This window comes from Pseudomonas sp. KNUC1026 (assembly GCF_021650705.1).
Classification (GTDB): Bacteria; Pseudomonadota; Gammaproteobacteria; order Pseudomonadales; family Pseudomonadaceae; genus Aquipseudomonas.
Genome location: NZ_CP087138.1, coordinates 2,808,237 through 2,828,952 on the forward strand (window position 1 = coordinate 2,808,237; position 20,716 = coordinate 2,828,952).

Here is a 20,716-nt window from a genome sequence, read left to right on the forward strand (position 1 = left end):
GCCCCTAACCCCACCTATCCCCCTTACCCCACTTTTGCTAGGCTGCGCGCTCCCCCGCCGCAGCCCGCCTCCATGTCCAGAAAGCCCCGCACCCCCTCCTCTCCCAGGCCGGCCAACGCCGCCCCGACCTTGATCGACGTCGCCAAGGTCGCCGGTGTCTCCCCTATCACGGTTTCGCGTGCCCTGCACCGGCCGGAGATCGTGAGCGAGGCCGCGCGGCAGAAGGTGCTGGCGGCGGTGGCGCAGACCGGCTACGTGCCCAACGCGCTGGCCGGCAGCCTGGCCAGCAACCGCAGCCGGCTGGTGGCGATCTTTTTGCCGACCATCGCCAACTCGATCTTCGCCGACACCGTGCAGGCCTTGATGGACCGCCTGACCCTGGCAGGCTACCAGACCCTGCTGGGCCTGACCGGCTACTCGGCCGAGCGCGAAGAGAAGCTGCTCGAAGCAGTATTGGCACGCCGGCCCGACGGCATCGTGCTGACGGGCACGCTACACACCGAAGCAAGCCGCCAGCGCCTGGCGCGGGCCGGGGTGCCACTGGTGGAGGCCTGGGACTTGTCGGAGGCGCCGCTGGACATGCTGGTGGGGTTTTCCCACGAGGCGGTGGGCCAGGCGATTGCCCGGCACTTGCTGGATAAAGGCTACAGCCGCTTCGGCGTGATCAGCGTGGCCGACCCGCGCGGCCTGCGCCGTTGCCAGGCCATGCTGGATGCCCTGCAGGCTGCCGGTGTCGAGGGCACGCCTCTGGAAGTGATCACGCCGCCCGCCACTCTGGAAGTCGGGCGCGAGGGTTTGCGCCGGCTGCTGGCGCGGGCGCAGCCGCCGAAGGTGGTGGTGTGCAGCTCCGACACCATCGCCCAAGGCGTGCTCGCCGAAGCGGCCAGCCGTGGCCTGCGCGTGCCGCAGGATCTGGCCGTGATGGGTTTTGGCGACCTCTCGAGCGCCGCTCAGGTGTACCCGCCGCTCTCGACCGTGCGGGTCGACGGCAGCCGCATCGGCGAGGAAGTGGCCAGGGCGCTGCTGGCGCGTTTCGACGGCAAGGATGCCGGCCGGCCGCCGGTGCGGCTGGACACCGGCTTTACCCTGATCGACCGCGCCAGCACCTAGCGCAGGTCGCCGCGCAGCGCCATCACCCGCTCGCGCATCACCCGTGGCACCGCCTCTTCGCTGGAGAGCGGCGCACCGGCGACCACCCCGACCCTCGACCAGAAGCGCTTGAACAGCCCCTTGCCCGGCGCTCGGCTGAAGAAACTGCCCCACAAGCCCTGCAACGCCAGCGGTATCACAGGGACCGGGTTGGCCTTGAGAATGGTGTTCACGCCGCCCTTGAAGGCATCCACTTCACCATCCCCGCTGAGCTTGCCCTCGGGGAAGATGCACACCAGCTCACCGGCTGCCAGATACGCAGAGATCCGTGCGAACGCCGCTTCGTACACCGCCAGGTCTTCACTGCGCCCGGCGATAGGCACCGCGCCCACCGTGCGGAATACGAAGTTCAGCACTGGCAGGTTGTAGATCCGGTAATACATCACGAAGCGGATCGGCCGGCGGATGGCACCGGCCAGCAGCAGTGCGTCGACGAAGGAGACGTGGTTGCACACCAGCAGCGCCGCGCCTTCGTCAGGAATGTTCTCAAGCCCCCGGTGGCTGACGCGATACATCGAATGGCTGAGCAGCCAGATGAGAAAGCGCGCGGTGAACTCCGGCACGATGCTGAAGATGTACAGGTTGATGGCGATGTTGAGCAGCGACACCACCAGGAACAGGTGCGGGATCGACAGCTTGAGCACCGACAGCAGCACGATCGCCACGATCGCCGACACCACCATGAACAGCGCGTTGAGGATGTTGTTGGCGGCGATCACCCGCGCCCGCTCATGCTCGGCCGAGCGGGACTGGATCAGCGCGTACAGCGGCACGATGTAGAAACCGCCGAACACCCCGAGCCCGAGAATGCTCGCCAGCACCCACCAGGCCGAACCATGGGCCAGCACCTGCAGCCAGCTGTAGGGCGTTGCTGGCTCAGGCACGTGGCCGGAAGCGAGCCACCAGGCCAGGCCGAACAGGGTGACGCCAAACGAGCCGAAGGGCACCAGGCCGATCTCAACCTTGCTCCCGGAAAGCCGCTCGCACAGCAGTGAGCCAAGCGCGATGCCGACCGAGAACACGGTGAGAATCAGCGTGACCACGGTTTCATCGCCGTGCAGCCAGTCTTTGGCGTAGCCCGGGATCTGCGTAAGGTAGATGGCACCGACGAACCAGAACCAGGAGTTGCCCAGGATCGAGCGTGACACGGCTTCGGTCTGGTGGAAGCCAAGCTTGAGGGTGAGCCAGGTTTGCCGAGGAATGTTCCAGTCCAGTACCAGCTCAGGCGAGCTTGCCGGCGCGGGCGGGATAAAGCGGCTGGCGGCGTAACCGGCCACCGCTACCCCGACGATGCCGGCCGACACCGCCCAGGCGTAATGCTCGCCGCTGACCAGCACGCCGGCGCCGATGGTGCCGGCCAGGATCGCCAGGAACGTGCCCATCTCCACCAGGCCGTTGCCACCGATCAACTCACTGGGGCGCAGGGCCTGCGGCAGGATCGAATACTTCACCGGGCCGAACACCGCCGAGTGCATGCCCATGGCGAACAGCGCCACCAGCATCAGGCTGAGGTGGCCCAGCACGAAGCCGCAGGCACCGGTGGCCATGATGGCGATTTCGGCCAGCTTGATGGCGTGGATCAGCCGGTGCTTGGCGAACTTTTCACCTATCTGGCCCGCCAGTGCCGAGAACAGAAAGAACGGCAGAATGAACAGCATGGCGCAGAGGTTGACCCACACCGTGCGGTCACCCTCCAGCGCCAGCTTGTAGAGGATCGCCAGGATCAGCGACTGCTTGAACAGGTTGTCGTTGAATGCGCCCAACGACTGGGTCACGAAAAAGGGCAAGAACCTGCGCGTGCGCAGCAGGCCGGTTTGTGCACTCATGTAGGGGCCTTCTAAGCGTTAGTGCGTGCGTCCTGCGGCACTCGCCACATCGCAAGCCCGGAGAGGATACACAGCAACAGCAAAGTTGTGGCATACGCGTCGGCCGTCGCCACCAGCCCGAGCGCTTTTACCAGCAGCCCGGCCACCAGGGCGGGGACGCAAAAGGCCAGGTAACTGAGCACATAGAACGCTGCCATCAAGGCTGCCCGCTCATGCGCATGGGCCAGGGGCATCACACTGCGCACCGCGCCGAGGAACCCCGAGCCGAAGCCTGCGCCGGCCACCAGGGTGGCAAGAAAAAACAACCCGGCCACGCCGCTGTGCACCGCCAGCAGCAACAGCACCAGGCCACCGGCAAGCAAGCCGGTGCCCAGGCGCAGCACTTTGGTTGCGGGCTGGCCGCGCAGGCTATAGATAGCCGCCGCGCCAGCAAGGGTGAGCGTGGCGACCAAAGCGCCCGGTAACAAAGGGCTGCTCAGCCCCGTAGTGCTGCGCACCAGCAGCGGCGCGAGCGACAGGAAAAACCCACCCAGCGCCCAACACGCCACGTCCACCGGCAGGGCTCGCCATAACGCAGCGCGCGCCTGAACGGGCACCTGAATCGCCGGTTTCAGTGAGGCCCAGGCGCCCGCTGCGCGGCTGACGCTTTCAGGCAGCCAGGTCAGCAACAGCACCTGTGCCAGAAACGCCGCAGCCAATACCCCATACACCAGCCGCAGCGGCCAGGGGCCGTACTCCACCAGCAGGCTGCAGCCCAACGCACCGGCGGCCATGCCGAACATGGGCGTCAGGCTGTTGAGCAGCGGCCCGGCAACGCTGTCACGATCGATCAGCGCCGCGCCCAGCACGCTGGTAGCCATGCCGGTGGCAAAACCCTGCAGCACGCGCGCGGTCATCAACCAGAGCACATTCGGCGCCTCGATGAACACCGCCATGGCCACCAGCTCCAACGACAAGGCGATTGCGATCACCAGGCGCCGGCCCAGGTGGTCCGACAGCTTGCCGACCGTGAGCAATGCCAGCAGCAAGCTGAAGGCATACACCGCGAACACCAGCGTCAGCACGGCGGGTGAAAAGCCCCAGGCTTGCTGGTAAAGCGGGTACAGCGGCGTGGGCGCACTGGACGCCGCCAGAAAGCACAACAACACAGCACTCAGATAGGCCATGGACAGGCGAGAAGACACCGCGCACCTCCGTTAAAGCAATTAATTAGCCTTAAGGAGTGTGCGCGCCTTGCCCGCTTAACGCAATTTTTTTGTGTTAAGGTATTTCCATGGCTATTCGAGAACCTATCCGCAGTGGCGGTCGCAGCGCCCGGGTGCAGCAATCTGTGCACTCGGCGGTGCGTGAGCTGCTCACCGAACACTCCCGTGAGGCCCTGACGTTGCCGATGATCGCCGCGCGCGCGGGCGTAACCCCGTCCACGCTCTATCGGCGCTGGGGCGATTTGCCCAGCCTGTTGGCCGATGCCAGCCTCGAACGGCTGCGCCCGGACGCGCCACCTGCCGACACCGGCAGCCTGCGTGGCGACCTGCTGGCGTGGGTGGAGCAATACGTGGATGAGTTGGGGTCCGAGCCCGGGCGGGCAATGATTCGAGATTTTGTCGCAAGCGGCACGGCCTGCCAGTGCTCCGGTGTGTTGCGCGGGCAGTTTCAGCAGATCGTGGAACGCGCCGAGGCACGTGGGGAGGTATCACCCTGTGCCGACACCTTGCTCGATCGCCTGGCGGCGCCGACGGTGTACCGGGTGATGTTCAGCGAGGTGATGCCCGATGCAGCGCGGCAAGCCCAGTGGGTCGAGCACGCGCTGCTTTTTGGCTGAACGCCGGGCAGTGGTTGAGACCTGCGCGTCGCGCGGCGCAGCCGCGCTCCTGCCGATAGGCTACTCATAGGAGCGCGGCTTGCCGATCTTCAACTCACTTGCCAGCCCACTCGCTCACGCGATCAGGGTTGGCGGCCACCCACTTCTTGGCCGCTTCTTCAGGCTTGGCACCGTTCTGGATTTCCAGCATCACCGAGCCGATTTCGTTGGCATCTTTCCACTGGAATTTTTTCAGGAAAGCCGCTACGTCAGGTGCTTTTTTCTCCAGGTCCTTGCTGCCGATGCTGTCGACGTGCTCGGCACCGCCGTAGACGTTTTTCGGGTCATCCAGGAAGCGCAGTTTGTTCTCGCCGGTGTACTTGGCGAACATCCAGTGCGGCACCCAGCCGGTCACGGCGATTTCCTGCTTGCGCGACACCGCGCGGTCCAGTTGCGAGGTCATGCCGGCGCCGGAGCTGGCAACCAGGGTGAAGCCCTTGAGGTCGTAGTCCTTGATGGCCTGTTCGGTCTTGGTCATTACGCCGGCGCCTGCATCGATGCCGGTGATCTTGGTGCCGAAGTCCTTGTCGGTCTTGAGGTCGTCGATGGTCTTGGCCTTGACGTAGTCAGGCACGATCAGGCCGATCTTGGCGTCGTTGAAGTTGGCGCCGTAGTCCACCACATCATCGCCGTACTTCTTGATGTACTCGCCGTGAGTACCTGGCAGCCAGGCCGAGAGCATCATGTCGAGCTTGCCGGTAGCGACCCCTTGCCACATGATCCCGGCGCCCAGGGCGGTGGGTTTGACGTCATAGCCGAGCTTCTGCTTGATGATTTCGGCGGCGACGAAGGTGGTGGCCACGCTGTCGGACCAGCCGTCGACGTAGCCGATGCTGAGCGTGTCCTTGGCCTGTGCGAGCGAGGCGCTCATGGCCACGACCAAGGCGCTTGCACCCAGAATGCGTTTCAACTTCATGCTTGACTCCCCGAAAAGGCTTGCCCGGCCGAGGCCGAGTGAATGGTTATGTTTTCTTGGTTGTCCTCGGGTCAGCGTGGCTGACGTGAAAATGATCAGCTCATGGGGCCGGTTGCCCTGCTCCATGGGCGACCCCCAGGCACCCCGTGGCGACATGGCAAGCCCTTCTCGCGACACCTCTGTGCGCCGAAAACGACGCTCGCACCGCAGCGGCGCATGCCAGGGCAGGTTCCAGAGCGCCGCGCACCGTTTCGAGACACTCCGGTCGTCCGTTGGGCTGCAAAAGCCAAACGTGGCGCTACTTGCCCGGGTTCGATTCGGTGTATCGTTCGTGCCGCAACCCACGGCGCGCGTAAAAATTTCGTCAAGGGAGTGGGCAACTTGCCACTAGAGGCGTTGTCTAGTCAGCTGCATTGGCCTCAGGAACTTCATTCATGCTTCGATCCTTGCGCTTGGCCGCCCTTCTGGGTGGGCTTTTTGTGAGTGCGTTCGCCCAGGCCCGGGACATCGACCCGGGCACTTACGGCTTTCCGCTGACCAACCCCTTCGAGGCGACCATCGCCACCACCCCACCGGACTTGCGCCCCAAGCTGCCGCTGGACGAAGACATCAACCAGGCCGACTACACGCTGACGATGCGCCCCGAGCGCGAGTTCATTCTGCCGGACAACTTCTGGGCGGTTAAAAAGCTGCACTATCGCCTGGCCGAGCAGAAGCACGCCGCGCCCCTGGTGTTCCTGATCGCAGGTACTGGCGCCGCCTACAACAGCGCCATCAACGAGTACCTGAAAAAACTGTTCTGGCAGGCTGGCTACCACGTGGTGCAGCTGTCCTCGCCCACCAGCTTCGACTTCATCAGTGCCGCCTCGCGCTTCGCCACTCCGGGCGTCACCAGCGAAGACGCCGAAGACCTTTACCGGGTGATGCAGGCCGTGCGCGCGCAGCATCCGAAGCTCCCGGTCACCGACTTCTACCTTTCCGGCTACAGCCTCGGCGCGCTCGATGCTGCTTTCGTCAGCAAGCTCGACGAGACCCGCCGCAGCTTCAACTTCAAGAAGGTGCTGCTGCTCAACCCGCCGGTGAACCTCTATACCTCGATCAACAACCTCGACAAGCTGGTGCAAACCCAGGTCAAGGGCATCAACAACTCCACCACGTTCTATGAACTGGTGCTGAGCAAGCTCACCCGCTACTTCCAGCAGCGCGGTTACATCGACCTGAACGAGGCGCTGCTGTACGACTTCCAGCAGTCCAAGCAGCATCTGTCCAACGAGCAGATGGCCATGCTGATCGGTGTGTCGTTCCGCTTCTCGGCAGCCGACATCGCCTTCACCTCCGACCTGATCAACCGCCGTGGCCTGATCACCCCGATCGACTACCCGATCCGTGAAGGCACCAGCCTCACGCCGTTCATGCGCCGGGCGATGCAGTGCGATTTCGACTGCTACATGACCGAGCAGGTGATCCCGATGTGGCGCGCCCGCACCGACGGTGGCAGCGTGCTGCAACTGATCGACCAAGCCAGCCTCTATGCGCTCAAGGATTACCTGCACAGCTCCAGCAAGATTGCTGTGATGCACAACGCCGACGACGTGATCCTCGGCCCTGGCGACCTGGGCTTCCTGCGCAAGACCTTCGGCGATCGCCTGACTGTTTACCCCTACGGTGGCCATTGCGGCAACCTCAATTACCGCGTCAACGCCGACGCCATGCTGGAGTGGTTCCGTGGCTAAGAAATTCCTCCTGCTCGCCAGCCTGCTGTTCGCCGGCGCGGTCCAGGCCGCGCAACCTGCACCCGCACCTGCCACCGCGCCGGATGCGGACGGTTTCAAGGAACCGCTCAAGCAACTGACCTTCAACCCGGGGCTCGACCAGCGCGAATTCGAGCGCTCGACCCTGAGCGCCCTTGAAGTCTATGACCCGCTGGAGTCGTGGAACCGCCGGGTGTACCACTTCAACTACCGCTTCGATGAGTGGGTGTTCCTGCCGGTGGTGCACGGTTACGAGTTCATCACTCCGCGCTTCGTGCGCAGCGGGGTGAGCAACTTCTTCGGCAACCTGGGCGACATCAGCAACCTGTTCAACTCGGCGCTGCAGTTCAAAGGCAAGCGTTCGTTGCAGGTGGCTGGCCGCCTGGCGCTGAATACCACCGTGGGCATCGCCGGCCTCTGGGACCCTGCGACCAAGCTGGGCCTGCCCAAGCAGACCGAAGACTTCGGCCAGACCCTGGGCTTCTACGGCGTGCACTCCGGGCCTTACCTGGTACTGCCCTTCCTCGGCCCATCGAACCTGCGTGACACCACGGGCCTTGTGGCTGACTTCAGTGTCGAGTCTGCGGTCAACTTCCTCAACGTGAGCCAGGAAAGCAGCCGCCATCCGGAAATCTACGCGCTGCGGGTAGTCGACAAGCGCTACGTCAACAGCTTCCGTTATGGCCAGCTGAACTCACCGTTCGAGTACGAAAAAGTGCGCTACGTCTACACCGAGTCGCGCAAACTCCAGATCGCCGAGTAACCGCGTACCCATCGAGCCATTCGATGGGTGCCTGGCGAATTACTCACCCATCCGGGCAAAACTCCGGTTTAGCATGGCGCCATTGCCTTGTTGACCGGAGTTTTTTCATGCCCATGCGCCGTGTTCTGGACGTCCACACTGGCCACGCCACCTCTGACGGTGCCGGCGTGCGCCTCACCCGCGTGATCGGCGGCCCTGGCCCCGAGCGTTTCGACCCCTTCCTGATGCTCGATGAGTTCGGTTCGGAAAACCCCGACGAATACATCGCCGGCTTCCCGCCCCACCCGCACCGGGGTTTCGAAACCGTGACCTACATGCTCGAAGGCCGCATGCGCCATGAAGACCACATGGGCAACGTTGGCCTGCTGGCCAGCGGCGGCGTGCAGTGGATGACCGCCGCACGCGGGGTGATTCACAGCGAGATGCCCGAGCAGGAAGAAGGCTTGATGCGTGGCTTTCAGCTGTGGCTGAACCTGCCGGGCAAGGCCAAGCTGGGGCCTGCGGGGTACCGGGACATCCCACCGGCAGAGATTCCCCGCGTGCAATTGCCCGGCGGTGTAGAAGCAGTGGTGATCGCAGGTACGCTCAAGGCCGCCGGGCAGTCGGTAGACGGCGCCGTGCAGCGGCCCGATACCGAGCCGCAGTATTACGACCTGCACCTGCCGGCTGGGGGCCAGGCTGCACCTGAAGTGGCTGATGGGCACCGGGTGTTGCTGTATGTGTACGAGGGTGAGCTGCTGCTCGAAGGCTTTGGCGATGCGGTGCACAAAGGCCAGTTGCTGCGGTTGAGCGAGGCCGGTGAGGTGCGTTTGAGCAGTACCGCCGGCGCCAGGGTGTTGCTGATCGCGGGCAAGCCGTTGAACGAGCCGATCGTGCAGTACGGGCCGTTCGTGATGAACAGCGCTGCCGAGATCGAGCAGGCGGTGAGTGATTTTCGGGCTGGGGTGCTGACTGATTGAAATATCGCCGTTGCACGTCGCCGTTGCACGTCGCGCGGCAAGCCGCCCTCCCACTTCTTGATCTGCGCCACTCAACTTCTGAACTGCCCCACAAACCACAGTGGGAGGCCGGCTTGCCGGGCGATGTGCAACGGCGATGTGCAACGGCGACGTGCAACGCACCAGCTCAGCTACTCACCACCCTCGGGCTTGCCCGCCTCGTCCCGCTTCAGATCATCCGGCACCGGCACACTTTTCGGGCGGCTCCGGCCGTTTGCCCTGCCCCGCGCGGTACTGGCGGATCTGATAGACGTACGCCAATACCTGCGCCACCGCCAGGTACAAGCCCGCCGGAATCTGCTGATCGGCCTCGGTGGAGTAGTAGATCGCCCGCGCCAGCTCCGGCGACTCCATCACCTGGATGCGATGCTCGTTGGCGATCTCGCGAATCTTCAGCGCGCTCATGTCCGTGCCCTTGGCCAGCAGCACCGGCGCACTGCCCTGCTCGGCGTCGTACTTGAGCGCCACGGCGAAGTGGGTCGGGTTGGTGATCACGACATCGGCATTGGGCACGTTGGCCATCATTCGCCGCTGCGCCACTTCACGCTGCATCTGCCGAATGCGGCCCTTCACCTCGGGCTTGCCTTCGGTGGCCTTGTACTCGTCCTTGATCTCCTGCTTGCTCATCATCAGCTTCTTGCGGCCCTGGTAGATCTGCAAGGGCACGTCCACCGCCACGATGATCAGCAACCCCAGCGTCATGTAGAACGCGCTCCAGCCGATCACCTGAATGCTGTGCAGCATCGCCCGCTCCAGCGGCTCATGAGCGATGGCCAGCAGATCGTTACGATCTTTCTGCAACACATGCAGCGCCACCGCCAGCGTCACGCCGAACTTGGCCAGGGATTTGACCAGTTCGATGGTGGAGTTGATGGTGAACATCCGCTTCAGGCCCGACAACGGGTTCATCCGGCTGAACTTGGGCGCCATGGATTTGGTGGAGAACAGCCAACCGCCCAGGCCGATCGGGCCGATAAGCGCCGCCAACAACAGAATGACCATCAATGGCCCCGTGGCCTTCACGGCATCACGCGCCGCGCTGAGGGCGTAGATACCCATCTGGCTGGTGTCCATGATGGCCTCGCGCGGCAGGCTCAGGCTGTGCTTCATCACATCCATCATCATGCTCGCGACCCCTCCGCCGAACATCAGCAGCGCACACACACCCGCCATCATGACGATGAAGGTGTTCAGGTCCTTGGAGCGCGGAATCTGGCCCTGTTCTCGGGCCTCTCGCTTGTGCTTCTCCGTGGGGTCTTCTGTCTTGTCCTCGTCACTCTCGCCTTCGGACATGCCGTTACCTCGCGCGGATCAGATCGCGCAGCCACTGCAGAGCGTCAGTGGCCAGCACCTGATACTGGTTGAGCAGATCAGCCATGCTGATCCAGAGAATGACCATGCCCGCCACGATGGTGATGGGCATCCCGACCGAAAAGATATTGAGCTGCGGTGCCGCGCGCGTCATCACGCCCAGCGCAATGTTCACCACCAGCAGCGACGTGATGGCCGGCAACACCAGCAACACGGCGGACCCCAACACCCAGCTCAGGCGGTTGGCCAGGTCCCAGAATTGCCCGGTCATCAACCCGTCGCCCACCGGCAAGGTGGTGAAGCTTTCCACCAGCACTTCGAACACCACCAGATGGCCGTTCATGGACAGGAACAGCAGCGCCACCAGCATGTTGAAGAACTGGCTGAGGGTTGCCACGTTCACCCCGTTGACCGGGTCGATCATCGAGGCGAACGACATGCCCATTTGCGTGGCTACCATCTGCCCGGCGATCACGAACACCTGGAACAGCATATGGATGGCCAGCCCCATCAGCGCGCCGATCACGATCTGCTCGGCGCACAGCAGCAACGCATGCAGGTCCAGCGCGTTGACCGCAGGCATCGGCGGCAGCGCCGGGGCGATCACAACGGTGACGGCAAAGGAGAAATACAGGCGAATACGCCGCGGGATCATGGTGCTGCCGAACAGCGGCATGGCCGTGAGCAAGGCGGCTACCCGGAACATCGGCAGCACGAAACTGGCCACCCACGAGCCGATCTGAACGTCGGTGAGTTCCAGCACGTCAGCCGATCAACTGCGGAATGCTGTGGTAGAGCTCCAGGATGTAGTCCATGAACTCCCGAACCATCCACGGCCCCATCACGATCAGGGTCACCAGCATCACGATCATGCGCGGCAGAAAGCTCAGCGTCTGCTCGTTGATCTGCGTGGCGGCCTGGAAGATCGCCACGGTCAGGCCCACCAGCAGCGACGGCAGCACCATGATCGCCACCATCAGCGTGGTCAGCCACAGGGCGCTGCGAAAGATGTCGGTTGCCACTTCAGGTGTCATGGGCTTACTCCGCTAAACGCCGCCGAAGCTGCTGGCCAGGGTACCGATGATCAGCGCCCAGCCATCGACCAGCACGAACAGCATGATCTTGAACGGCAATGAAATGATCTGCGGCGAGAGCATCATCATGCCCATGGCCTGCAGCACGCTGGCGATCACCAGGTCGATGATCAAAAACGGAATGAAGATCATGAAGCCGATCTGCAGGGCCGTCTTCAGCTCCGACGTGACGTAGGCCGGCACCACGGTGAGCAGCGGTGTCTGGTCGGCGCTGGGGATGTCGGTGCGCTTGGACAGGCGCACGAACAGGTCCAGGTCGCTCTGGCGGGTCTGGGTGAGCATGAAGGTCTTGACCGGCACCTCGGCCTTGGCCAGCGCTTCGGTCGAACTCAGCTGGTTGGCCAGGTAAGGCTGCAGCGCCTCGGTGTTAACGCGGTCGAAGACTGGGGCCATGATGAACATGGTCAGGAACAGCGCCATGCCGGTGAGCAACTGGTTCGACGGCGTCTGCTGCAGGCCCAGGGCCTGGCGGACGATGGAGAACACGATGATGATGCGGGTGAAGCAGGTCATCAGCAGCACGAACGCCGGAATGAAGCTCAGCGCCGTCATGATCATCAGGATCTGCAGGCTGACCGAATACTCCTGCTGGCCGTTGGCCCCAGTGGTCATGGTGATCGCCGGCAACTGCAGCGGGTCGGCCGCCATCGCCAGCGGCGCGGCCATCGCCAGCGCCAGAAACAACGCAATGCGCAGCGCGCCCATCAGTGCTTGTCCTTTTGATCCTTGCCGAGCAGTTCCATCAGCCGCTGGGCGAACTCGGGCGTTGCCGCCTCACCTTTTTCGGGCAGCGCCACCGGTTGCTTGAGCACGTGCAGCGGCGTGATGCGCCCCGGGGTCAGGCCCAGCAGAATCTGCTCCTGCCCCACCTGTACCAGCAGCAGCCGCTCACGCGGGCCGAGCGCGCGCGAACCCACCAGCTCGATGACCTGCTGACGCCCGCCGCGCACGTGGGTGCCCTGGGAACGGCGTAACAGCCAGGTCAGGCCGAAGATCACCGCCATCACCACCAGCAGGCCCAGCACCGTCTGCGCCAACTGGCCACCTGCGCCCCCCAGCAGCGAGGGCGCGGCGGCCGCCGCCGGCGCAGCAGCAGGTTCGGCCGCCAGCGCGGTCAGCGGCAGCGCGAGCAGCGCCATCAGCAGGCGAGCCATCAGCGCAGCTTCTTGATGCGTTCGGTGGGGCTGATCACGTCGGTGAGGCGGATGCCGAACTTTTCGTTCACCACCACCACTTCACCGTGGGCCACCAGCGTGCCGTTGACCAATACATCCAGCGGCTCGCCGGCCAGGCGGTCGAGCTCGATCACCGAACCCTGGTTGAGCTGCAACAGGTTGCGGATGTTGATCTCGGTGCTGCCCACTTCCATGGAGATCATCACCGGGATGTCCAGAATCACATCGAGATTCGGGCCCTCGAGCCCGGCGATGTCCATGGGCTTGGCCGGGGTGCCGAACTCTTCCATCGGAAGGCGCGTGCCCTTGGGCTCGTCAGCGGCCAGCAGTGCATCGATATCGCTCTGCCCGCCCTCGCCTGCCTCGTTGAGCGCTGCGGCCCACTCGTCGGCCAGTGCCTGGTCGTCGGCAGATACGTTGTCTTTTTCGTCAGCCATCTGAAACCCTCGAAAATCCGGTTGTCGATTGCGTCGGCGCCGTCAGCGGCGCTCGATCGGAGAAGTGATCTGCAAGGCCAGGTTGCCTTTGTGCGAACCGAGCCGAGCCTTGAACGAGGGCACGCCGTTGGCGCGCATCACCAGCTCTTCTGGCAGCTCGACCGGGATCACATCGCCCGGCTGCATGTGCAGGATGTCGCGCAGCTTGAGCGTGCGCCGCGCCACGGTCGCCGACAGCGGCACCGAGACATCCAGCACGTCCTCGCGCAGCGCCTTGACCCAGCGCTCGTCCTGATCGTCCAGGTCGGACTGGAAGCCGGCATCGAGCATCTCGCGCACCGGCTCGACCATCGAATACGGCATGGTCACGTGAAAATCGCCACCGCCGCCATCGAGTTCGATGTGGAAGGTCGAGACCACGATCGCCTCGCTCGGCCCGACGATGTTGGCCATGGCCGGGTTCACTTCAGAGCTGATGTACTCGAAATTCACCTCCATGATCGCCTGCCAGGCTTCCTTGAGGTCGATGAACGCCTGGTCGATCACCATGCGCACCACCCGCAGTTCGGTCGGGGTGAACTCGCGGCCTTCGATCTTGGCGTGGCGGCCATCGCCGCCGAAGAAGTTGTCGACCAGCTTGAACACAAGCTTGGCGTCGAGAATGAACAGCGCCGTGCCACGCAACGGCTTGAACTTGACCAGGTTGAGGCTGGTGGGCACGTACAGCGAGTGGATGTACTCACCGAACTTCATCACCTGCACGCCGCCCACGGCCACATCGGCGGAACGGCGCAGCAGGTTGAACATGCTCACGCGGGTATAACGGGCGAAACGCTCGTTGATCATTTCCAGGGTGGGCATGCGCCCCCGCACGATGCGGTCCTGGCTGGTCAGGTCATAGGATTTGACGCTACCGGGCTCTACGGGGCTCTCGGTCTGCACCAGGCCATCGTCGACCCCGTGCAGCAACGCATCGATTTCGTCCTGGGAGAGCAGGTCCTGAACGGCCATGGTGCTTTCCTATTGCAATACGAAATTGGTGAACAGCAACTGGTCGACCACCAGCTTGCCGAGCTCTTTCTGGGTCACTTCCTGCACGCTGGCGGTGGCTTTCTGGCGCAGCATCTCTTCACCCACCGGCGTTGCCAACTGGTTGAAATCCTGGCCCGAGAGCAACAGCACCAGGTTGTTGCGGATCACTGGCATGTGTTCCTTGAGTGCGGCCATGCCGGCGGCATCATGGCTCATCAAGGTGATGCTGACCTGCAGGTAACGCTGGCGACCGTTCTGATTGAGGTTGACCACGAAGGCAGGCAACAGTGCCTCGTAAATGGCAGCCGGTTTGGCGTTGGCTGCAGCGGCGGCCTCTTGCGCCGGTTTTTCGTCTTTGCTCTGGCCCTTGTGCAGGAAGAACCAGGTCGCGCCTACCGAGCCGCCAATGGCGATGAGCAGCACCAGCACGATCAGGATGATGAACTTGAGCTTGCCTTTCTTGGCGGGAGCGGCTGCGTCCGCTGCCGGTGCTTCTTTCTTTGCCATGCCAATATTCCGTCGCTGTTCGAGGGGTGAACCCTTGGATGCGAGGGAGAGAGCAAAGCTTGTGCCAGTTTTGAATCAGCCCCGGCTGGGCGGCTGCCCTGAAGCCCGGGGCCGGCAACCGCGCCTCAGTTGACGGCGAGCCGCTCGCGGTTGCGCTCCAGCAATGCCTTGCCGATGCCCTTGACCTCAAGCAGCTCATCCACAGAGTTGAAAGCGCCATTAGCCTCGCGGTGGGCGATGATCGCCTCGGCCTTGGCCTGGCCGATACCGGCCAGCCCCTGGCGCAGCGCGTCGGCATCGGCAGTGTTGAGGTTGAGCGCGGCAGCCTGGGCGGCCTGGGCCATCGCCGGAGGCGTATTGGCCCAGGCCAACGGTGCTGTGGCCCCCAGCGCGAGGGCGAGGACGGGGGCAAGGAGGAATTTGCGCATGGGTGACATCCTGTTCAAGTTGGCTCAACGGCCCATCCGTTAGCCGTGCCTGAACCCTAGCGCAACCGGGAAACCCTGCCAGTGCAGGTTGTAAGCAGCGATTACACCGCTAGGCAGTACCGCGCCCGCCCTTCGAGCTTTGCGCGGTACAGCAACGTATCGGCCTCCTCGATCAGTTGCCTGGGCTCGTCATCAGCCACTGGCACGCGCACCGCGACTCCTTGTGAAACCGTGATCAAAGGCGACAGCGGGGAGGCCTCGTGAGGCAGCGCCAGCGCCTCGATCAGCCGTTGCAACTGCTCGGCGACATGCCGCGCGCCGTTGGCGGACGTGCTGGGCAGCAGGCAGGCGAACTCCTCGCCGCCATAGCGCGCCGCCAGGTCGTAGGGCCGCTGCATGCCCTGCCCCAGCGCCTGCGCCACGGCGCGCAGGCAAGCGTCCCCGGCCAGGTGGCCGTAGTGGTCGTTGTAGCGTTTGAAATGGTCGACATCGACCAGGATCAACGCCAGCGGCGCCTGGTCGCGCTGGCATTGGCGCCAGTGCAACTGCAATTGCTCGTCGAAATGGCGGCGGTTGGCGAGCCCTGTGAGCCCGTCGGTGAGGGCGGCGCGGCGCAGCAGGTCACCTTGCAGCTTGAGCTTGAGGTGGGTTTCGACACGGGCGCGCACGATCACCGGGTTGACCGGCTTGCTGATGAAGTCCACGGCGCCAAGCTGGAAACCGCGCACCTCGTCGGCCTCGCTACGGTGCGAGGTGAGGAAGATGATCGGAATGTCCTCGGTCAGCGCCGAAGCCTTGAGCCGCTGGCACACTTCATAGCCGTCCATGCGGTCCATCATCACATCCAGCAGGATCAGATCAGGCCGGTGCTGGTCGGCCTGGCGCAAGGCCTGCTCGCCGTCGGTGGCCATGAACACCTCGCACTCGGCCCGAAACAGCTGGTTGAGCGCCAGGATGTTCGCCGGTTGGTCATCGACCAGCAACAAACGCGGCGGCCGGCCGATGTGCAGCGCCCAGTGCTCCATGAAGCCGATCATGGGTTCAGCTCCTGCAAGGTATTGACGGTGGCCAGCGCGGCATTGAAATCCAGGGCGTTGACCTGGCCCACCAGGCGCGGCCACCAAGGGCTTGCGACCGGCGGGGCGGCATAGCTCAGGCGCTGCACCATCTCCAGCGCCTGCAGGTTGCCGCTGCGCAGGCTGGCCTCCAGCGCTGCAAGCCCTTCTACCCAGTTCGGTACCGCAGGCGGCGCAGGGTCAGCCGCTGCCGGTGCGCCCAGGCGCTCATGCAGGGCGGCCGCGCTGGCCTGCAGCAACTCGTCCAGCGCCTGAATGCCGGTGCCGGCCATCAACTCCACCATGGCATCGGGGTCATCCCGGTTCATGCCCTGCTCAAGCGCCCCGGCGCGCTCGGAGAGTGCCCGCGCGCCCATGGTCGCGGCGCTGCCCTTGATGGCGTGAAACAGGGCTCGCGCCGCTTGCGGGTCAGGTTCGGCCATCAGCCCGCGCAGGCGCTGGAGCAACTCGCCGCAATCGCTGACGAACACTGCCAGCACCTCGCGCAGCAGCGCCTGGTCACCATCGAAGCGCGCCAGGATGGCTCCCCAGGGTTCGAGCAGGCTGTCGGCCGGGGCCTGTTTGCCTGGCTGGGCACTGGCAGGCAATTCGTCGCGGCCGGTCCAATGGCGCACCACATCCACCAGCCGGCCCAGGTCGATGGGTTTGCCCAGGTGGTCGTTCATCCCGGCCTGCAGGCAGGCGGCGCGGTCTTCGGCGCCAGCATTGGCGGTCATGGCGATGATCGGCAGGCGGGCAAAACGGCCGTCGGCACGAATCAGCCGAGTCGCCTGCAAGCCATCCAGCTCGGGCATCTGCACGTCCATCAGCACCGCGTCGAAGGGCTCGGCGCTGCCTTGCACCGCTTCGATACCCTCTTTGCCGTTTTCAGCCAGGTGTACGCGTGCGCCTTCGGCGTGCAGCAGGCCGCTGGCGACCTGGCGGTTGAGCGCGTTGTCTTCCACCACCAGCACATACAGCCCCGCCAGCCGGCGCTGGCGCTCGGCGGGGGCCGGTACCACCGTCACCGGCGCCCCGCCCATGGCGTCGTACACCGCGTTGCGCAGCTGCAACGGGGTCACCGGTTTGGTCATCATCGCCGTGAAGGCTTCACGCAGCGCCTGGGCTGCGGCGCTGTGGAGTTCATCGGAATAGGCGGTCACCATGATCAACCGCGGCGCGGTATCGCCCAGCCTTCGGCGGATCTGCTCGGCAGCGCCGAGGCCGTCGAGGTCGGCCATGCGCCAGTCCATCAGCACCAGGTCGAAGGCCTCGGCCTGGGCATGCGCCTGGCAGGCACGCGCCACCGCTGCCTGGCCGCCGGTGACACTCTCGGCGTACCAGCCCTGCGAGCGCACCATGCGCACCAGCACATCGGCGCTGGTGCCGTTGTCGTCTGCCACCAGCAGGCGCAGGCCGGGCCGGGCCATCTCGGGCGCCTGCGCGGCCACGGTGGCGCGGTCGGCCTCCAGCACCACGTCGAACCAGAAGCGGCTGCCCTTGCCCGGTTCGCTCTCCAGGCACAAGGTGCCCCCCATCAGCTCCACCAGGCGATTGCTGATCACAAGGCCCAGGCCGGTGCCGCCAAAGCGGCGGGTGGTGGAGGCTTCGGCCTGGCTGAAACCCTGGAAGATGCGCTCGCGTTGCTCGGGGGTGATGCCGATGCCGGTATCCTGCACCGCCACCCGCACGCCCACGCCTCGGCCCAGCCGGTGCAGCATGCTCAGGCGCACCACCACTTCGCCCTCTGCAGTGAACTTCAGGGCGTTGCCGGCGAGGTTCACCAGGATCTGCTTGAGCCGCAAGGCGTCGCCCACCAGCCACGACGGCAGGCGCGGGTCGATGTCGAACACCGCTTCGACCTCCTTGTTGCCCTGGTTGCCGGCCATGATCACCGCCAGCTCCTGCAGCAGTGTTTCGAGCTCGAAGGGGTGTGGGTCCAGTACCAGCTTGCCCGCTTCGATCTTGGAGTAATCCAGCACGTCGTTGAGCAGGTCGAGCAGCGAGGTGGCCGCCTGCCGTGCCTTGGACAGGTAGTCCATCTGCTGGCTGTCGAGGCTGGTGCGCTGCACCAGTTGCAGCATGCCCAGCACAGCGTTCATCGGCGTGCGGATTTCGTGGCTCATGTTGGCCAGGAATGCAGACTTGGCGGCACTGCCCTCGTCGGCCTGGGCCTTGGCCTGTCGCAGGCGGGTTTCAAGCTCGCGGGAGGCAGTCACGTCAAGGTTGATGCCGGTCACCCGCAGCGCCTTGCCGTTGGGCGCGCGCTCGACACGGCCGCCAGACTGCACGTAGCGCAGTTGGCCGTCCGGCAGCATCACCCGAAACACCAGCTCAAAAGGTGTGTCGTGTTCAACCAGGGCCTGCAACGCCGCCTCGGTGCCGGGCCGGTCGGCCGGGTGCAGCCGCCATAGCCATTGCTGGAAGATCTTCTCGCCGCTTTCCAGGTTGTTGGGCAGCCCGTAGATTTCGTACATGCGCGGGTTCCACTGGATGTCACCGCTGATCACGTCCCAGGCCCAGATTCCCAACTGCGCGGCTTCTGCCGCCAGCAGCAGCTGATCGCGGGCCGCCATCAGCTCGCTGCGCTGGCGGCGCTGCTGGGTGATGTCGCTCACTACGCAAACGAACACACGCTCGCCAGTGCCTGCCTTGAAGCCTACCGACACCCGCGCCGGGAAGATCGAGCCGTCCTGGCGCTGGCCGCTGATTTCCAGGCGCCGCTGCTGGCCGCCCACCTGGCGCTGGCGGCTGCCGCGGGCGATCAGCCGGTCGATCAGGCGCCAGTAGCCGCGCGGGATGAGCTTTTCGACGTTCTGCCCGATCAGGTTGTCGGGCGTATAGCCAAACACCCGTGTGCCTGCCGGGTTGAAGGACTGCACGGTGCCGTGGGCATCGACGGTGAGCACCGGGTCGATCATCGCCTCGAGAATGGCGCGGTTGGTCGCCATGCTGTCGTTGACCTGCGCGCGCAGCCTGGCATTGAGCTCCAGGATGCGGGCAGCCTGGGCCTTTTGCAGGGAGATGTCGCGCACTGTCACCGAGGCCGCCGCGACCTTGCCACTGGCGTCGAACACCGGTGACGGGCTCAACGACACGTCGATCGCCTCGCCCTGAGCATTGAGCCGCTGCGTATCGAAATGCCCCACCACCTCGCCTGCGGCAATGCGCTCAAGCATTTGCCGCTCCTCCTCGTGGCGGCTTTCGGGCAGCATCAGCTCGGCGGTGCCACGCCCGATCGCCTGCTCGGCGCTGTAGCCGAACAACAGCTCGGCACCATGGTTCCAACTGGTGACCTGGCCCTTGAGCGTCGTGCCGATGATTGCGTCGGAGGCGCTTTCGACGATTGCACCCAGTTCCATGCGCGCATCGGCGATCTGCCGGCGCTGGCGCGCACCGGTAGCCAGCGCGCCGGCCAGGCACGCCAGCAGCAGGCTGGCCAGGGCACCGGCGAGCAGCACCAGGCCAGGCGACGGCAGGTGCAGCGCCTTGACGAACGCGCTGCCGACGCTGAAGTCCAGCTGCCAACGCCGGCCCAGCAGGTCGAGGGTCAGATGTTGCGGATAAAGCTCCTCGCCGGTGAGCGCGGGGCTGCTGTAGAAGGGCTTGGGCTGGTCCGGCTGGGTGATGTCGACCAGGTCGACCTGCTGGGTGCCGGTGTCGATCTTCAGTTCCGCCAGCACATCGCGCATCAGCAGCGGCGCAAAGGTCAGGCCCACCGCCTGGGCTTCACGTTCGGCTACCCGGGTTGGCGTGGTGATGGTGCGGTACACCGGCATGAGGATCAGAAACGACTGCGCGGCCTGGCCGGTGGCCTGCACCAGGGTGATCGGCCCGGTCAGGCGCGGTTCACCGCTGCGGATAGCGTCGAGCGCCGCGGTGCGGCGGGTCACTTCCGAAGCGATGTCCAGGCCGATGGCGGCCTCATTGCCCTGCTCGGGTTCAAGGTATTGCACCACCAGGCGGTCGCCGGACTGCGGTGCCAATTGGCGCACGTCGAAGTCGGGCGCCCCGTCGGCGCGGGCCTGGGCAATGAAGGCCGGCTGCTGCGCCGGGCTGAGCGCGGCGCACGAAGCCGTAGCCACGGGCGCCGGGGAATTCGGTGGAGAGGTCGCGGGTCAGGGCATAGCGGTGAAACAGCGCGCGGCTGATGTGGTCGTCGCCCATCACCGTGACCGCGCCGCGAGCCCCCGCAAGCCATACTGGTAGAGCTGGATGCGCCGGTAGACCGCCTCGCCCGTATTTTGAGCGGCATCGGCTGCGGCTGCCTGCGCACGCTCGTCGTTGCCGCGCATCACCCAGAGGCTGCCCAGCACCGCCACCGTGAGGCCAAGCGCGAAGGTCACGGCGGCCGTGGGTAAAAACGCCGAGGCTGTCCTGATCATCGCGGTCCTTAATTACCAAAACGGCTAC

19 protein-coding genes and 1 pseudogene are annotated in these 20,716 nt (G+C 64.8%); 5 read left to right on the forward strand and 15 right to left on the reverse strand.

What is annotated here, in order from left to right:
• Positions 1-72 precede the first annotated feature (72 nt).
• Positions 73-1,110 carry a LacI family DNA-binding transcriptional regulator gene (locus tag LN139_RS13055; protein WP_236354106.1) on the forward strand — a complete coding sequence of 346 codons (1,038 nt, stop codon included), beginning with the start codon at positions 73-75 and terminating at the stop codon, positions 1,108-1,110.
• Here the strand turns inward: LN139_RS13055 and LN139_RS13060 are convergent.
• Together LN139_RS13060 and LN139_RS13065 are read right to left on the reverse strand one after the other, a co-directional pair.
• Positions 1,107-2,975, reverse strand: coding sequence for an MFS transporter (locus LN139_RS13060; protein ID WP_236354108.1), 1,869 nt, complete (start codon positions 2,973-2,975; stop codon positions 1,107-1,109). The two genes, LN139_RS13055 and LN139_RS13060, sit on opposite strands and share 4 nt — an antisense overlap.
• A gap of 11 nt (positions 2,976-2,986) precedes the next feature.
• Positions 2,987-4,141 (reverse strand): MFS transporter, encoded by a 1,155-nt coding sequence (locus LN139_RS13065; RefSeq protein WP_236360391.1) that lies wholly within the window; start codon positions 4,139-4,141, stop codon positions 2,987-2,989.
• Between the two features lie 107 nt (positions 4,142-4,248).
• On the opposite strand from LN139_RS13065, the gene LN139_RS13070 reads away from it, so the two are divergent.
• Complete coding sequence (locus LN139_RS13070; RefSeq protein WP_236354110.1) at positions 4,249-4,797, forward strand: TetR/AcrR family transcriptional regulator; 549 nt, start codon at positions 4,249-4,251, stop codon at positions 4,795-4,797.
• A gap of 94 nt (positions 4,798-4,891) precedes the next feature.
• On the opposite strand, the gene LN139_RS13075 is transcribed toward LN139_RS13070, so the two are convergent.
• Positions 4,892-5,752 (reverse strand): glycine betaine ABC transporter substrate-binding protein, encoded by an 861-nt coding sequence (locus LN139_RS13075; RefSeq protein WP_236354111.1) that lies wholly within the window; start codon positions 5,750-5,752, stop codon positions 4,892-4,894.
• 434 nt (positions 5,753-6,186) lie between these two features.
• Here LN139_RS13075 and LN139_RS13080 point away from each other — a divergent pair, with 434 nt between their 5' ends.
• From LN139_RS13080 to LN139_RS13090, 3 genes are all read left to right on the forward strand, one after another.
• Positions 6,187-7,485: a serine/threonine protein kinase gene (locus LN139_RS13080; RefSeq protein WP_236354116.1), complete on the forward strand. Its 1,299-nt coding sequence runs from the start codon at positions 6,187-6,189 to the stop codon at positions 7,483-7,485.
• A complete protein-coding gene (locus tag LN139_RS13085) occupies positions 7,478-8,266 on the forward strand; it encodes an MlaA family lipoprotein (protein ID WP_236354120.1) in 789 nt (262 codons plus the stop codon). The genes LN139_RS13080 and LN139_RS13085 overlap by 8 nt, the downstream gene beginning before the upstream one ends.
• Before the next feature lie 107 nt (positions 8,267-8,373).
• Positions 8,374-9,225 (forward strand): pirin family protein, encoded by an 852-nt coding sequence (locus tag LN139_RS13090; RefSeq protein ID WP_236354122.1) that lies wholly within the window; start codon positions 8,374-8,376, stop codon positions 9,223-9,225.
• A 170-nt stretch (positions 9,226-9,395) separates the two neighbouring features.
• On the opposite strand, the pseudogene flhB reads toward LN139_RS13090, so the two are convergent.
• The 12 genes and pseudogenes from flhB to LN139_RS13150 form a co-directional block, all read right to left on the reverse strand.
• Positions 9,396-10,557: pseudogene (gene flhB / locus LN139_RS13095) on the reverse strand (flagellar biosynthesis protein FlhB).
• Between the two features lie 4 nt (positions 10,558-10,561).
• Positions 10,562-11,338, reverse strand: coding sequence for a flagellar biosynthetic protein FliR (gene fliR / locus LN139_RS13100; RefSeq protein WP_268944743.1), 777 nt, complete (start codon positions 11,336-11,338; stop codon positions 10,562-10,564).
• Between the two features lies 1 nt (position 11,339).
• Entirely contained in the window at positions 11,340-11,609 is a 270-nt protein-coding gene (fliQ, locus tag LN139_RS13105; protein ID WP_236354123.1) for a flagellar biosynthesis protein FliQ, read from the reverse strand.
• Positions 11,610-11,621: 12 nt separating this feature from the next.
• On the reverse strand, positions 11,622-12,374 hold the full coding sequence (gene fliP / locus LN139_RS13110; RefSeq protein WP_236354126.1) for a flagellar type III secretion system pore protein FliP: 753 nt from the start codon (positions 12,372-12,374) through the stop codon (positions 11,622-11,624).
• Positions 12,374-12,823: a flagellar biosynthetic protein FliO gene (gene fliO, locus LN139_RS13115; RefSeq protein ID WP_236354128.1), complete on the reverse strand. Its 450-nt coding sequence runs from the start codon at positions 12,821-12,823 to the stop codon at positions 12,374-12,376. Before fliO ends, fliP begins: the two co-directional genes overlap by 1 nt.
• On the reverse strand, positions 12,823-13,281 hold the full coding sequence (gene fliN, locus LN139_RS13120; RefSeq protein WP_236354129.1) for a flagellar motor switch protein FliN: 459 nt from the start codon (positions 13,279-13,281) through the stop codon (positions 12,823-12,825). The genes fliO and fliN overlap by 1 nt, the downstream gene beginning before the upstream one ends.
• A 42-nt stretch (positions 13,282-13,323) precedes the next feature.
• On the reverse strand, positions 13,324-14,292 hold the full coding sequence (gene fliM / locus LN139_RS13125) for a flagellar motor switch protein FliM (RefSeq protein WP_236354130.1): 969 nt from the start codon (positions 14,290-14,292) through the stop codon (positions 13,324-13,326).
• A 9-nt stretch (positions 14,293-14,301) separates the two neighbouring features.
• Positions 14,302-14,820 (reverse strand): flagellar basal body-associated protein FliL, encoded by a 519-nt coding sequence (gene fliL / locus LN139_RS13130; protein WP_236354131.1) that lies wholly within the window; start codon positions 14,818-14,820, stop codon positions 14,302-14,304.
• Positions 14,821-14,945: 125 nt separating this feature from the next.
• On the reverse strand, positions 14,946-15,248 hold the full coding sequence (locus tag LN139_RS13135) for a ComEA family DNA-binding protein (protein ID WP_236354135.1): 303 nt from the start codon (positions 15,246-15,248) through the stop codon (positions 14,946-14,948).
• A gap of 101 nt (positions 15,249-15,349) precedes the next feature.
• Positions 15,350-16,285: a diguanylate cyclase domain-containing protein gene (locus LN139_RS13140; protein ID WP_236354138.1), complete on the reverse strand. Its 936-nt coding sequence runs from the start codon at positions 16,283-16,285 to the stop codon at positions 15,350-15,352.
• A complete protein-coding gene (locus LN139_RS13145) occupies positions 16,282-20,388 on the reverse strand; it encodes a CHASE domain-containing hybrid sensor histidine kinase/response regulator (RefSeq protein ID WP_236354140.1) in 4,107 nt (1,368 codons plus the stop codon). The genes LN139_RS13140 and LN139_RS13145 overlap by 4 nt, the downstream gene beginning before the upstream one ends.
• Positions 20,389-20,469: 81 nt before the next feature.
• Positions 20,470-20,688, reverse strand: a complete 219-nt coding sequence (locus LN139_RS13150) for a hypothetical protein (protein ID WP_236354141.1) — start codon at positions 20,686-20,688, stop codon at positions 20,470-20,472.
• Between the last annotated feature and the right edge of the window lie 28 nt (positions 20,689-20,716).

What these genes read in the sequence shown, in the direction of transcription:
- LN139_RS13055 (WP_236354106.1), top strand. Translation starts at nt 73, where the DNA reads ATGTCCAGAAAGCCCCGCACCCCCTCCTCTCCCAGGCCGGCCAACGCC.
- LN139_RS13060 (WP_236354108.1), bottom strand. Translation starts at nt 2,975, where the DNA reads ATGAGTGCACAAACCGGCCTGCTGCGCACGCGCAGGTTCTTGCCCTTT.
- LN139_RS13065 (WP_236360391.1), bottom strand. Translation starts at nt 4,141, where the DNA reads ATGGCCTATCTGAGTGCTGTGTTGTTGTGCTTTCTGGCGGCGTCCAGT.
- LN139_RS13070 (WP_236354110.1), top strand. Translation starts at nt 4,249, where the DNA reads ATGGCTATTCGAGAACCTATCCGCAGTGGCGGTCGCAGCGCCCGGGTG.
- LN139_RS13075 (WP_236354111.1), bottom strand. Translation starts at nt 5,752, where the DNA reads ATGAAGTTGAAACGCATTCTGGGTGCAAGCGCCTTGGTCGTGGCCATG.
- LN139_RS13080 (WP_236354116.1), top strand. Translation starts at nt 6,187, where the DNA reads ATGCTTCGATCCTTGCGCTTGGCCGCCCTTCTGGGTGGGCTTTTTGTG.
- LN139_RS13090 (WP_236354122.1), top strand. Translation starts at nt 8,374, where the DNA reads ATGCCCATGCGCCGTGTTCTGGACGTCCACACTGGCCACGCCACCTCT.
- fliQ (WP_236354123.1), bottom strand. Translation starts at nt 11,609, where the DNA reads ATGACACCTGAAGTGGCAACCGACATCTTTCGCAGCGCCCTGTGGCTG.
- fliP (WP_236354126.1), bottom strand. Translation starts at nt 12,374, where the DNA reads ATGGGCGCGCTGCGCATTGCGTTGTTTCTGGCGCTGGCGATGGCCGCG.
- fliO (WP_236354128.1), bottom strand. Translation starts at nt 12,823, where the DNA reads ATGGCTCGCCTGCTGATGGCGCTGCTCGCGCTGCCGCTGACCGCGCTG.
- fliN (WP_236354129.1), bottom strand. Translation starts at nt 13,281, where the DNA reads ATGGCTGACGAAAAAGACAACGTATCTGCCGACGACCAGGCACTGGCC.
- fliM (WP_236354130.1), bottom strand. Translation starts at nt 14,292, where the DNA reads ATGGCCGTTCAGGACCTGCTCTCCCAGGACGAAATCGATGCGTTGCTG.
- fliL (WP_236354131.1), bottom strand. Translation starts at nt 14,820, where the DNA reads ATGGCAAAGAAAGAAGCACCGGCAGCGGACGCAGCCGCTCCCGCCAAG.
- LN139_RS13135 (WP_236354135.1), bottom strand. Translation starts at nt 15,248, where the DNA reads ATGCGCAAATTCCTCCTTGCCCCCGTCCTCGCCCTCGCGCTGGGGGCC.
- LN139_RS13140 (WP_236354138.1), bottom strand. Translation starts at nt 16,285, where the DNA reads ATGATCGGCTTCATGGAGCACTGGGCGCTGCACATCGGCCGGCCGCCG.
- LN139_RS13150 (WP_236354141.1), bottom strand. Translation starts at nt 20,688, where the DNA reads ATGATCAGGACAGCCTCGGCGTTTTTACCCACGGCCGCCGTGACCTTC.